Origin of the sequence: Neobacillus sp. DY30, assembly GCF_030123065.1 — a bacterium.
In the GTDB taxonomy this organism is placed as follows: Bacteria; Bacillota; Bacilli; order Bacillales; family Cytobacillaceae; genus Neobacillus.
This window is the reverse complement of record NZ_CP126093.1, coordinates 2938363-2950526: the sequence shown is the minus strand read 5'-3', so window position 1 is coordinate 2950526 and position 12164 is coordinate 2938363. Positions and strand designations below refer to the sequence as shown.

At 40.1% G+C, this 12164-nt stretch carries 13 protein-coding genes; 3 read left to right on the top strand and 10 right to left on the bottom strand.

From position 1 onward, the window contains the following. Positions 1-162: 162 nt before the first annotated feature. The gene (locus QNH29_RS14180) at positions 163-1035 is read right to left on the bottom strand and encodes an SDR family oxidoreductase (RefSeq protein ID WP_283865393.1); all 873 of its coding nucleotides are present in this window, start codon (positions 1033-1035) and stop codon (positions 163-165) included. 207 nt (positions 1036-1242) lie between these two features. Between QNH29_RS14180 and QNH29_RS14175 the strand changes: the two genes are divergently transcribed. Beyond that, complete coding sequence (locus QNH29_RS14175; RefSeq protein WP_283865392.1) at positions 1243-1677, top strand: Rrf2 family transcriptional regulator; 435 nt, start codon at positions 1243-1245, stop codon at positions 1675-1677. Positions 1678-2074: 397 nt separating this feature from the next. On the opposite strand, the gene QNH29_RS14170 is transcribed toward QNH29_RS14175, so the two are convergent. Then, positions 2075-2260: a hypothetical protein gene (locus QNH29_RS14170; RefSeq protein ID WP_283865391.1), complete on the bottom strand. Its 186-nt coding sequence runs from the start codon at positions 2258-2260 to the stop codon at positions 2075-2077. A 174-nt stretch (positions 2261-2434) separates the two neighbouring features. On the opposite strand from QNH29_RS14170, the gene QNH29_RS14165 reads away from it, so the two are divergent. Continuing rightward, a complete protein-coding gene (locus QNH29_RS14165) occupies positions 2435-2578 on the top strand; it encodes a hypothetical protein (RefSeq protein WP_283865390.1) in 144 nt (47 codons plus the stop codon). 120 nt (positions 2579-2698) lie between these two features. On the opposite strand, the gene QNH29_RS14160 is transcribed toward QNH29_RS14165, so the two are convergent. Genes QNH29_RS14160 through QNH29_RS14150 form a run of 3 tightly spaced genes read right to left on the bottom strand, consistent with a single transcriptional unit; the run spans position 2699 to position 5368 of the window. Beyond that, positions 2699-3541: an aldo/keto reductase gene (locus QNH29_RS14160; protein ID WP_481858833.1), complete on the bottom strand. Its 843-nt coding sequence runs from the start codon at positions 3539-3541 to the stop codon at positions 2699-2701. A gap of 37 nt (positions 3542-3578) precedes the next feature. Beyond that, positions 3579-4427: an NAD-dependent epimerase/dehydratase family protein gene (locus QNH29_RS14155; RefSeq protein ID WP_283865388.1), complete on the bottom strand. Its 849-nt coding sequence runs from the start codon at positions 4425-4427 to the stop codon at positions 3579-3581. A 14-nt stretch (positions 4428-4441) separates the two neighbouring features. Beyond that, entirely contained in the window at positions 4442-5368 is a 927-nt protein-coding gene (locus QNH29_RS14150) for an aldo/keto reductase (RefSeq protein WP_283865387.1), read from the bottom strand. Between the two features lie 158 nt (positions 5369-5526). Between QNH29_RS14150 and QNH29_RS14145 the strand changes: the two genes are divergently transcribed. Then, the gene (locus tag QNH29_RS14145; RefSeq protein ID WP_283865386.1) at positions 5527-5853 is read left to right on the top strand and encodes a winged helix-turn-helix transcriptional regulator; all 327 of its coding nucleotides are present in this window, start codon (positions 5527-5529) and stop codon (positions 5851-5853) included. A gap of 462 nt (positions 5854-6315) precedes the next feature. Here the strand turns inward: QNH29_RS14145 and purD are convergent, their stop codons facing one another. The 5 genes from purD to purQ are packed head-to-tail and all read right to left on the bottom strand — an operon-like array spanning position 6316 to position 12164. Further along, complete coding sequence (gene purD / locus QNH29_RS14140; protein WP_283865385.1) at positions 6316-7578, bottom strand: phosphoribosylamine--glycine ligase; 1263 nt, start codon at positions 7576-7578, stop codon at positions 6316-6318. Then, complete coding sequence (gene purN / locus QNH29_RS14135) at positions 7544-8155, bottom strand: phosphoribosylglycinamide formyltransferase (protein ID WP_283865384.1); 612 nt, start codon at positions 8153-8155, stop codon at positions 7544-7546. The genes purD and purN overlap by 35 nt, the downstream gene beginning before the upstream one ends. Before the next feature lie 2 nt (positions 8156-8157). Then, the gene (gene purM / locus QNH29_RS14130; RefSeq protein WP_283865383.1) at positions 8158-9192 is read right to left on the bottom strand and encodes a phosphoribosylformylglycinamidine cyclo-ligase; all 1035 of its coding nucleotides are present in this window, start codon (positions 9190-9192) and stop codon (positions 8158-8160) included. A gap of 13 nt (positions 9193-9205) precedes the next feature. After that, the gene (gene purL, locus QNH29_RS14125; RefSeq protein ID WP_283865382.1) at positions 9206-11494 is read right to left on the bottom strand and encodes a phosphoribosylformylglycinamidine synthase subunit PurL; all 2289 of its coding nucleotides are present in this window, start codon (positions 11492-11494) and stop codon (positions 9206-9208) included. Further along, on the bottom strand, positions 11481-12164 hold the full coding sequence (gene purQ, locus QNH29_RS14120) for a phosphoribosylformylglycinamidine synthase subunit PurQ (RefSeq protein WP_283865381.1): 684 nt from the start codon (positions 12162-12164) through the stop codon (positions 11481-11483). Before purQ ends, purL begins: the two co-directional genes overlap by 14 nt.

Below are 12164 nucleotides of genomic sequence, written 5' to 3'. Positions count from 1 at the left end.
ACTTCACTATATATGATAAAATCATAAGATTTTAAGCAAATAACCGGAAAAGCTCCGCTTATTATTAAGGAAATAGGGGTATTTCCCAAAATAGACGGAATTTCTCCGGTTATTTTTCAAACACAGTGACCCAAGGATAAATAGTAATCTTAAAATCAATTATTATTTTGTTTGTGAAATTGCATTAACAAGTTGGGTCAGTGATTCGTTAATTGTAGCAATTGGACGACCAAGAACTTTCTCAAAATCATTGCTATTAACTTCTAGTGAACCGTTCCGAATGCTTTCTTGAATTCCTACTACGATTGGAATCACAAAATCAGGTAAACCTAAGCCTTTCATGATCTCTGCATATTTTTCGTCGTTAACTTGTTGTACAGGTACTTTTTTACCCAATACATTACCAAGAGCAGATGCCAATTCTTCTTGAGTTAAAAGTGGACCAGATAGTTCATATACTGTATTTTCGTGACCACTTCCAACAAGAACTGCAGCCGCTGCCTCTGCGTAATCTTGTTGCAGTGCCCAGCCTACTTTACCGTCTCCAGCAGATGTTACCCACGGAGCTCCTGCCATAACACCTTGTATGCTTCCAATTTCATTTTCCAAATACCAATTGTTACGCAAGAAAGAATATGGGATACCCGTCTTAATGATGGCTGCTTCTGTCGCAACATGAGGAGGAGCCATTATATTTTTGCTTTCTGTTGCATTTGCTAAACTTGTGTAAGCAATAAATTTTACCCCTGCATGCTCAGCTGCTTGCACAGCATTAGTATGTTGACGAATTCTCGTTTCATTGTCACCATCCGCAGAAATAATTAATAAGCGGTCAATCCCATTAAAAGCATTTTCTAATGTTTCTGGATGATCAAAATCTCCATGACGAACTTCCACCCCACGACTACGAAGTCCTTCTGCTTTCTCTGGGTTTCTAACACTTACTGCCAACTCGCTTGCAGGTATAGATTTCAATAATGATTCTACAACCTTTGAACCTAATTTCCCTGTTGCTCCTGTAACTAATATTTTCATTTTGTATTCCTCCAAATTCAGATTTACCTGTAACTTTAATGATTACATGTAATAATTTTAATTACATGTAATCGATTTGTCAACATGCATACAAAATCTATTTATTATTTTTTTCGTAATTTGGTATAATAAACTTGTAATCAAATTAATTACATGGTGTAGAAATAAAAATAAATACCGGAAAATTTAATAGCGGTGGTGAAGAACATGTCCATTAGCAGCCGATTTGCTGTCGGAATTCATATATTGACTCTTATTGAATTTAATAAAGAAGGAATAACATCTTCCGAATTTTTAGCTTCGAGTGTTAACACGAACCCAGCTGTGATAAGAAAACTAATGGGAATGTTAAAAAAAGCTGGTTTGATAGAGGTACATCCAGGTATTGCAGGGGCTAAACTCGCAAAGGAATTATCTGAGATTACACTATTCGATGTTTATAAGGCAGTGAATGTTGTACAGGAGAAAGAATTGTTTAATATACATGAAAGTCCACATCCTGATTGTCTCGTAGGCAGGAACATCCAGAATACCATTGAACCTTTATTCACAGCAGCACAATCGGCAATGGAAAAGGTTTTAAGAAATGTTACTTTAGAAGATGTCGTGAAGGATATTGCTACTAAAGAAAATATTTGTTAAAAGAGGCTTTCCTTTAAGGTGTCAGACTCCTAATGTAGGTCTGATCAATGATAGGCGGAGATTTTCCTCTTAACTGCTCTAAATATGATAAAACCCTAAGATTTTAAGCAAATAACCGAAAAAAATCCACTTATTATTAAGGAAATATGGGTATTTTCCCAAATAGGCGGAATTTCTCCGGTTATTTTTCATTCACAGTGAAATCAACCATTCAGTTATAATAGAACTTGTAGAATCCGCCAAAATAGTTTCAACTATAAAAAGACACTGCTATCAACCATCACAGTGTCCTTACTATTTTAATCATTTAAATATCATGACCGCTTACCTTCTAATTCTTATCATGTTACTTTGTTACCTACATCAATTTACTAATTTAAACCGGTTCTCCCTATCATTAATTTACTTTATTAAAAACGCCTGGAGAAAAATGCCCATTTGTATATCTGTTTGTTTCCATTTCAGATGTAATACGTTTATCTGATTCTTGTTGACTGTTACTATGTTTCCATTGGTCATACGTTAACGGTTTTTTCCTGTCATCGTTTAGAAATTTGATATAATCATTACCATAAATATTCATGGTAACACCCCCCGCTATAAATGTATGCGCTTACATTCATATAATACACCAAATTGTTAAAAAAGTATAGCATCTGATTTCTTCTTGTTCTGAGTTTAAATTTCTCCATTTGACCTAAACAGGAATAAGAACAGGGGCATGACACAAACTATGCTAAAAAGGAGAGTGTATATCATGGATGAAAAAGATGTAAAACAGCGCGATCGTAATAGTATCCGGACGGATAAACAGAAAACATCAGATATAATCGCAAGTGTTGATGAATTGAAAAAAGAGCATGAACCAGAGTATGTTTTTTTATATTGGGATGAATCTTAAGTTCAATAACAACCTTTTAGAACTCTTTTACTCCATAACGAAAAGGCTTGAAGATTCTCTCCAAGCCTTTTCGTTCAGATATCACCTATTTCAAGTTTAATAGGAATAGAGTCCTTCCTATTAATCTCTACCAACCACTTCAGGGTCAGAATATTGACGCTTATTCTGGTTTAAAGTGCTGATTTGCTGAATATCTTCTTGTGTAAGTTCAAAATCAAAGATATCCGCATTTTCAGCAATACGATGTGGCTTGATTGATTTTGGAATCGTCACCACACCTGTTTGAATATCCCAGCGAAGGATCACCTGGGCTGTAGACTTATTATATTTGTTAGCAATTTCAACTAAGATCGGATCGTTTAGCAGACTGCCTTGCATAAGCGGGGACCATGCTTCAAGCTGAATTTCATTCTTTTTACAAAAATCATGTAATTCCTGTTGATTAAAGACAGGATGATATTCCACTTGATTGACCATCGGTTTAATTTCACAGTTTGCAAGAAGGTCTTCGAGATGGTTCACATTGAAATTACTTACTCCAATGGCCCGGACACGTCCATCTTTGTAAAGTTTCTCAAGTGCTTTCCATGTCTCAACATACAATCCTTTAGATGGTACCGGCCAGTGAATTAAATATAGGTCTAAGTAGTCTAAACCTAATTTGTTCAAGCTTGTTTCAAAAGCCGCCAAGGTAGATTCATAGCCTTGATCATTGTTCCAGACTTTCGTTGTAATAAATAACTCTTCACGAGGTACGTTGGATTCAGCTATCGCTTTTCCTACCCCCTCTTCGTTTTGATAAATAGCAGCTGTATCAATGCTTCTATATCCTGCCTCAATGGCGGTCTTTACGGAGTTAACCACTTCCTCCCCTTCTTGTACTTTGAAAACACCAAAGCCAAGCCAAGGCATTTTAACACCATTGTTTAACGTAGTTGTACTTAGCAAACCTGTTGTCATTATATTCTCTCTCCTTTATCTTTTTATAAAAAATGGTTTATTATAGCTCTACATAATTTCTCCATTGATGAACAGGCGTCCAATTTAATAGTTTTTTCGCCTTTTCATTACTTAACAATGATTGAAATCCTGATAAATCACTTCTGAAATCCTTCACTTCTGGAAAACATGTTTCCATAAGCAGCATGCTCTCCATATCCATACTCGAATCATCCGCAGCAATACAAAGAGGAACTGAACCTAGTCCGTCTGTTTCTACGGCTAACCGATAAGCGGTTGCAGCATCCCTTGTGTCAATGTAGCTCCAAAGAATCGTTTTTCTTAATTCAGGCTTATGTATAAAACTAGGAAAATTTTTATACATCTCAGGCGAGATGACATTACCTAACCTCATCGATACAACCTGCATACCAGTTCTTTGATGGATCATATCAGCGGTTTTCTCATTCACGATTTTCGATAAACCATAGCTTTCTTCAGGCAGCTGTGGATGTTCTTCATCGATTGGTACATATTTCGGTGCTAAATTTTGCCTAGAAAAACAAATACCATAGGACGATTCACTCGAAGAGATCACCGCCTTTTTAATCCCTAAATTCCCTGCTGCTTCTAAAATATTATAAGTACTCATCACATTATTTTGGAAGGTTACTTCGTTTGGATGGGAGTATGCAACGGGTATAGCTGCCAGATGTACCACCGCATCAGCTCCTGCTAAGACGCCATAAACTTCACCAAGATTTGTTAAGTCTGTAATGATTGTATTACAAAGGTGTTCTTTTGGATGCTTAATATCGGCATTAACCACTTCATACCCATGATGTAAAAATTCTTTGATCACATCTGGACCTAATAGACCGCTTCCACCAGTTACAACCACTTTTGGCATTTTCATACCTCCTATTAAACTTCCACAGCTTGTGGGTGCTTATCTGATACCAATTCTAAGTCTGCAGCCCGTGCATTTAATTCAACTTGTTCTATATTTTTACATCCTGGGATTACACTCGTAACGGCTGAATGCTTTAGGCACCATGCAAGTGCCCATTGAGCCATGTTAACTCCTTCCGGGACTTCAGTGCGTTGAATTTCTTCCACTAGTTTAAGCTGCTTTAACACTTCACTTTGTAAATGGTTATTTCGAACATCGTTTTGATCAAATACTGCACCAGGCTTATATTTACCGCTTAAATAACCGCTTGCTAAAGGAACCCGAGCCAGGACTCCAAGATTTTGCCTTTCACAGGAAGGAAAAACTTGTTCCTCCGGTTTACGGTCTAACCGGTTATAGACAACCTGAATTACACTGGCATTTACTTCCGTTGCTAAGTCGGTTTGATATATATTTTCGTTTGAACCGATTGATATTCCTAGATGGCGGATTTTCCCTGCCTTTATCTGCTTGTCCAACACCGTCCATAATTCTTCATTTTGAAAGACGTCATCACTGCCAGAATGAAATTGATAGATGTCTACATAGTCTGTTTGAAGTGCTCTTAAAGAATCGTCCAACTGCTTCACAACATCCCCAGCGGACCAATGATTTGTACGGGTAAAGGACTCATGAAAATGATGGCCGAATTTCGTTGCGACAATCCAATCCTCCCGGTTTTGATTGTTTAAGTAGCTGCCGATAAATTTTTCAGAAAGGTGGTCACCGTAACATTCGGCTGTATCAATCAAATTAATTCCCATTTCCTTGGCTTTGTCTAGGATTTCATCCACTTCTTTTTGTGTGAAATCTTTTCCCCATTCGCCGCCATATTGCCAAGTACCGATTCCAACAACAGATACATTTAAATCTGTTTTTCCAAGCTTGCGGTATTTCATTTGTTTGATCTCCCTTTCTATTTCTTGATAAAAACCTTACAAAAAAAGTATACGTTTTCACCATTTAAACAACAACCACTGAAATATTTTTGATATAATAACCTATATATTATTTACTATAAAATTTATAGTTTCTATAATTTAGAAAGAGGTAGTCTATGAGCGAATTAATAGAAAAGCAACCCTTAAAGATTGAATGTTCGATTGAAAAAGCACTTAGTGTCATTGGAGGAAAATGGTCATTTCTCGTATTAAGAGAGTTATTCGAAGGGACAAAACGGTTTGGAGAATTACAAAAGGCGATTTCAAATGTTAGTCCAAAGGCCTTAACCGATACGCTAAGACATTTAGAATCGAATGGTGTTCTCATTCGGACTGTTTACGCTACAGTACCCGTAACCGTTGAATATTCACTTACTGAAAAGGGACAATCCTTACATACTATTATAAAAGAAATGAAATATTGGGGTTCTTACTGGGCGTAGGATTACTCTATCAGGATTTTGAATGAACACGAAGGGGAAGGTTCTCTTGGTCCTTTTCGAAAAAGCTTTGTTAAATTCATTGTTGAATTTTAGTACAGCCGTATAAAAGGCGATGAAGGACAAATCAGGAGAATTTCCAATGAGATTAGTCCTTCATAAGCGTGATGAAAGACAAATCAGGAGATTCCACAGTGAGATTAGTCCTTCATAAGCGTGATGAAAGACAAATCAGAAGATTCCACAGTGAGATTAGTCCTTCATAAGCGTGATGAAAGACAAATCAGGAGAGTTCCCAATGAGATTAGTCCTTCATAAGATTTTCGTAAGAGGAAATCAACATCAATCTTTAACAAAGCCTTTGAAAAAAGACCGAACTTAAGCAGAACCTAAATTCCATCTTTTTGAAAGACAATACGAGTTTTTATCATTAACACTCCCTATTTTATTAACCCGGCAAACTAATCAATGGAATGCTTTTGATCCAATATCTGTTCGGTAATGTGCTCCCATAAATGATACCTTTTCTACTGACTGGTAAGCTAATTCACGTGCTTCTTTAAGCGTTTCTGCGATCGCGGTAACTCCTAGAACCCGACCGCCATTTGTAATAATTTCTCCATCCCTCATGTCGGTACCGGCATGGAAAATAATCGTTGAATTAACGACTTGGTCTAAACCATATATGACTTTTCCCTTTTCGTATGGGCCTGGATAACCGGCTGAAGACATTATTACGCAAATTGCTGACTTGTCTTTCCATTTAACCTCTACATTTTCCAGCTTTCCGGTGAGACTTGCAGTCAAAATTTCAAGTAAATCAGTTTCTAATAAAGGAACAACAACCTGGGTTTCCGGATCGCCAAACCGCGCATTATATTCAATGACTTTTGGTCCTTCTTTTGTCAGCATCAAACCGGTATAGAGAATACCCTCATAAGGTACTCCTTCTGCCACCATCGCTTCGGCGGTTGGCTGGACGATTGTCTTAATAATCCGCTCAGTCACGGAGGGATCAATATGCGGCAAAGGAGCGTACGTTCCCATCCCGCCGGTATTTAGCCCCTTGTCACCGTCATACACTGGCTTATGGTCCTGAGATGTAACCATCGGCTTTACAGTAGACCCATTCACAAATGAGAGAAGCGTCATCTCCTCCCCCTCGAGAAATTCCTCAATTACCACTCTCACTCCCGCCGTACCAAACGTCACATCTTGCATCATACTTTTAAGTGCAGCCTCCGCTTCTTCCAAGCTTAATGCCACAACCACACCTTTTCCTGCAGCTAGTCCATCCGCTTTAATCACAATAGGTGCTCCTTCACTGCGAACATAGGCAAGTGCTTCCCCGTAGTTTGTAAAAGCAGCATATTTCGCAGTGGGAATCTGATATTTTACCATTAATTCTTTGGCGAATTCTTTACTCGCCTCAATTTGTGCTGCTTCCCTTGAAGGACCATATACCGTTAATCCCTGTTCTTTAAAATAATTTACAATACCCTTTGAAAGTGGCTCTTCTGGTCCAACAAAAGTAAGATCAATGTTTTCTCTTTTTGCAAAATCCGCCAATTTTTCAATTTCTGTAACCTCAATCGAAACGCATTCTGCCAATTCTGCAATTCCAGGATTGCCAGGAGCACAATACAATTTCTTTATTTTAGGACTTTGAGACAGTTTCCAAACAATAGCATGCTCACGGCCGCCTCCCCCTACCACTAACACCTTCATTTTTTGCTTCCTCCTTATTTGCAAGACTCTGGATCACTTCCGGTAACAAGCTGTGCTCCTGTTCCTGAATCTTTTTTATTAATGTTTCTCTTGTCTCACCCGAATCGATTGTAACGGCACGCTGTGCAATAATAGGACCGGTATCCATTCCTTCATCTACATAATGGACCGTCACACCCGTCACCTTTACCCGATAATCGAGGGCTTGGCCAATGGCATCTTTTCCTGCGAAAACGGGTAATAAGGATGGGTGTACGTTAATGATTTTTCTATCATAAGCATTGAGTAAAACATGACCCAACAGTCGCATATAGCCAGCCAATACGATAAACTCCACATGCCTTTGGGTTAGCTTTTCAAGAATCTCTTCTTCATAAGCTTGTTTGTTCGGATAATCCTTAGCATTGAAAGTAAACACCGGGATCGATTCATCCTTTGCTTTCTGGACAGCTAAGGCTTGAGGGCGGTCACTGACTAGTAAAACCACTTGAACGTTCGTAATTTTTTTAGACTGGATGGCTTCCAAAATCGCTGTAAAATTAGAACCTGTACCAGAAGCAAAAACCGCAATCTTCATACTTACTCCTTTTTGAATACGACTTCTTCGGTTCCTTTTTGGACTGTACCAATTTCAAAGGCATCTTCACCTAAGGATTGCAGGTACTCCAAAATTTCACGTGAGTCTGCAGAATCAACAACTAGAATCATCCCGATTCCCATATTAAACGTTCGGAACATATCATAATCGGATATTTTGCCTGTAGCTTGGATAAAGGAAAAAATGGGTGGGATCTTCCAAGATCCATTCCTTATCTTAGCCTGTAAGCCTTCGGGTAAAATGCGTGGAATGTTATCGTAAAAGCCTCCGCCTGTCACATGTACCAGACCAGAGACAGGATATTTCCGCACCGTTGAAAGGATCGATTTTACATAAATTTTCGTCGGTTCGAGTAACACCGCTCCCAATTCAGCTCCCAATTCATCCACATAGTCACCTAAGGATAGCTTAGCGTCTTCCAAAAGAACTTTTCGGACAAGTGAAAACCCATTGCTATGTACACCGCTTGAAGCTAAACCGATGAGTACCTGGCCTTCCTTTACTTTTGATCCATCAATCACATGTTTTTGATCGACGATTCCCACTGTAAAGCCAGCAATATCATATTCCTCGTCTTGATACATCCCCGGCATCTCGGCAGTTTCGCCGCCAATGAGTGAACACCCTGCCTGCAGGCAGCCATCTGCAATTCCTTTTACGATGGCTTCAATTTTTTCTGGGATGATTTTACCGCAGGCTAGATAGTCTAGGAAAAAAAGCGGCTCTGCCCCTTGGACGATGACATCATTTACACACATCGCAACTGCATCAATTCCGATGGTATCGTGTTTGTCCATTACAAAGGCGATTTTCAACTTGGTCCCAACACCATCTGTACCAGAAACAAAAACAGGCTCTTCCATTCCCGTTAAGTCTGGTTTAAACAGAGCTCCAAAACCTCCCAATCCGGTTAACACCTCGGGACGGAAGGTTTTTTTTACATGTTTTTTCATTCTTTCAACTGCTTCATTTCCTGCATCTATGTTAACTCCTGCTTGGCGATATGCATCGCTCATCTGTTTCCCTCCTTTACGGTAAACTTGCAGAGATTTCCTGGGTGCTGAATTTTTTTAATAATCCCGAACGCATAATGTCTGGAATGGCACTTCTCCAGACCGTATCCAATTCAGCAACCGGCTGAGAAATGACGTTCTTACCCATGTGTGCAATCGTTAATTCCGTACCTTTTACGATGCCGATTTCTTTTATCGGTACTTCAAGCTGTTGTGCCATTTCCTTTATCCTTTCACTATGTTCCGGTGAGACCGAAATAATAATACGAGATTGCGATTCACTAAAAAGACTAAAGTCTAATCGAAGTTCTTCCGTTAATTGAATGTCTGCTCCAAGCTTCCCACCTATACAGCTTTCCGCTAGAGCAACTGCGATACCGCCTTCGGCTGTATCATGGGCGGATTGCACCAATCCCTCTTGAATGATCTTTAGAGTAAAAGCTTGAACTTTCTTTTCTAATTCCAGGTTGATCTGTGGAGGACGTCCTTCAATCTTTCCTGTCACGATTTTTTGATATTCTGTACCGCCTATTTCAGCCTTGGTTTCCCCAATTAAAAAGATCAAATCTCCCTCTTTTTTGAATTCCTGAGTCGTGATATGAACGATATCTTTAATTAACCCTACCATTCCAATCGTTGGTGTTGGAAAGATCGCTTCGCCTTTTGTCTCGTTATAGAGACTCACGTTTCCGCCAATAACTGGCGTATTCAGCTGCCGGCACGCTTCACTTATGCCATCCGCAGCCTTTTCAAACTGCCAGAAGATTTCCGGTTTTTCCGGACTGCCAAAGTTTAGGTTATCGGTAATGGCTAAAGGTTCCGCACCGGAACAAACGACATTACGGGCTGCTTCTGCAACAGCGATCGCTCCTCCAACGAATGGATCAAGATAAACATATCTTCCGTTACAATCCGTTGTCATCGCTAAGGCTTTCCTTGTGCCACGTATAGCAACGACCGCAGCATCCGATCCAGGGATGACGGCGGTGTTGGTTCTCACCATATAGTCATATTGTTGATACACCCACTCTTTGCTGGCAATCGTAGGGGATGCTAGAAGCTGTCTCAAAACGGTATTATAGTCATCTGGTTCTGCTATTGTTTGAGCTGGGTCTAATGATGAATATTGTTGGTAATAAGGAGCCTCTTTAGAGGGCTTACAATAGACCGGCGCATCTTCTGCCAGCTTGTCTGCTGGGATTTCGGCAACCACCTCTCCTTTGTGAAGTAAACGGAGTTGGTTATCGTCGGTTACCCGTCCGATCACAGCAGAGTGGAGTCCCCATTTGTCAAAAATCTTTTTTACATCTTCTTCTTTGCCTTTTTTCGCAACCACCAGCATTCTTTCTTGTGATTCTGAGAGCATCATTTCATAGGCACTCATTCCTCTTTCGCGCTGTGGAACGAGATCAAGATTTAATTCAACGCCATTTCCCGCTTTACTTGCCATTTCGGAGCTGGAGCTGGTTAATCCTGCTGCCCCCATATCTTGTATTCCTACCACATGACCAGAAGCAATCAATTCTAAAGTCGCTTCCAGAAGTAATTTTTCCATAAAAGGATCGCCCACTTGGACAGCCGGACGCTTTGCTTCGGAATTCTCACTCAACTCTTCTGAAGCGAAGGTCGCTCCATGAATGCCGTCTCTCCCGGTAGCCGCGCCAACATAAATAACTGGGTTACCAATCCCTTTCGCCACGCCTTTTTGAATTTGATTATGATCTATTAAACCTACACACATCGCGTTAACAAGGGGATTTCCTTCATAAGAAGAATCAAAGTAGATCTCGCCGCCAACCGTAGGGATGCCCATACAATTCCCATATCCAGCAATACCGGCGACCACATTTTCAAATATATATTTGGTTTTTGGATTATCAAGTTCGCCAAATCTTAATGAGTTCAATAGCGCAATCGGGCGCGCACCCATGGAAAAAACATCACGAATAATCCCTCCAACACCTGTAGCAGCCCCTTGATAAGGTTCAATGGCCGATGGATGATTGTGGCTTTCAATTTTAAACACAACTGCTTGTTGATCTCCAATATCGACAATCCCCGCTCCTTCACCAGGACCTTGGAGAACATGAGGGCCGGAAGTTGGAAAACGCTTGAGGACTACCTTCGAATTTTTATAGCTGCAATGCTCGGACCACATCACACTAAAGATGCCCGTTTCGGTATAATTCGGTTTCCGCCCGAGAATCTCGATTACTTTCTCAAACTCTTCGTCCGTCAAACCCATTTCCCGATAGACCTTCTGTTCCACAATTTGTTCAGGAGTTGGTTCTTTATGCTGTGCCATGTTGTTTCCTCCAGTAACTTAAAATAGATGAAAACATCCGTTTTCCGTCATCTGTTCCCAGCCATTTATGAACGGCACGTTCCGGGTGGGGCATTAATCCTAACACATTGCCTCTCTCATTGATGACCCCGGCAATCTCAGAGATCGAGCCATTTGGATTCGTCCCCTGATACCTGAATACAATTTGTTTGTTCTTTTCCAAATACTTCAGCGTTTCTAGGTCGCAATAATAATTTCCGTCACCATGGGCAATGGGGATACGGATCGTTTCGCCTTCCTGATAGTCTGATGTGAACGGAGTTTGGTTGTTTTCGACTATTAGATCAATGGTGTCACAATGAAATTTCAACCGTTGATTTCTTCTTAAAGCACCTGGTAGAAGATTTGCTTCGGTCAGGATTTGAAATCCATTGCAGACACCTAGAATCAATTTACCCTCCTCCGCTGCGATTTTCACCTGCTCCATGACAGGAGACAGACTCGCTACAGCCCCCGGCCGCAAATAATCGCCATAAGAGAATCCTCCCGGAACGAGAATCGCATCATATTTTGATAGGTCCGTATCTAGATGCCATACATATTCGACAGGCTGTTCAATCGTATCTAAAATAGCTTTATACATATCTACATCACAGTTTGAACCAGGAAAAACCAGTACAGCAAAGTTCAA

Bases quoted from the DNA above. Each gene is read 5' to 3' on its own strand.
- purD (WP_283865385.1), bottom strand. From the start codon at position 7,578: ATGAAGGTGTTAGTGGTAGGGGGAGGCGGCCGTGAGCATGCTATTGTT.
- QNH29_RS14145 (WP_283865386.1), top strand. From the start codon at position 5,527: ATGAGCGAATTAATAGAAAAGCAACCCTTAAAGATTGAATGTTCGATT.
- QNH29_RS14175 (WP_283865392.1), top strand. From the start codon at position 1,243: ATGTCCATTAGCAGCCGATTTGCTGTCGGAATTCATATATTGACTCTT.
- QNH29_RS14150 (WP_283865387.1), bottom strand. From the start codon at position 5,368: ATGAAATACCGCAAGCTTGGAAAAACAGATTTAAATGTATCTGTTGTT.
- QNH29_RS14155 (WP_283865388.1), bottom strand. From the start codon at position 4,427: ATGCCAAAAGTGGTTGTAACTGGTGGAAGCGGTCTATTAGGTCCAGAT.
- QNH29_RS14180 (WP_283865393.1), bottom strand. From the start codon at position 1,035: ATGAAAATATTAGTTACAGGAGCAACAGGGAAATTAGGTTCAAAGGTT.
- QNH29_RS14170 (WP_283865391.1), bottom strand. From the start codon at position 2,260: ATGAATATTTATGGTAATGATTATATCAAATTTCTAAACGATGACAGG.
- purN (WP_283865384.1), bottom strand. From the start codon at position 8,155: ATGAAGATTGCGGTTTTTGCTTCTGGTACAGGTTCTAATTTTACAGCG.
- purL (WP_283865382.1), bottom strand. From the start codon at position 11,494: ATGGCACAGCATAAAGAACCAACTCCTGAACAAATTGTGGAACAGAAG.
- purM (WP_283865383.1), bottom strand. From the start codon at position 9,192: ATGAGCGATGCATATCGCCAAGCAGGAGTTAACATAGATGCAGGAAAT.
- QNH29_RS14165 (WP_283865390.1), top strand. From the start codon at position 2,435: ATGGATGAAAAAGATGTAAAACAGCGCGATCGTAATAGTATCCGGACG.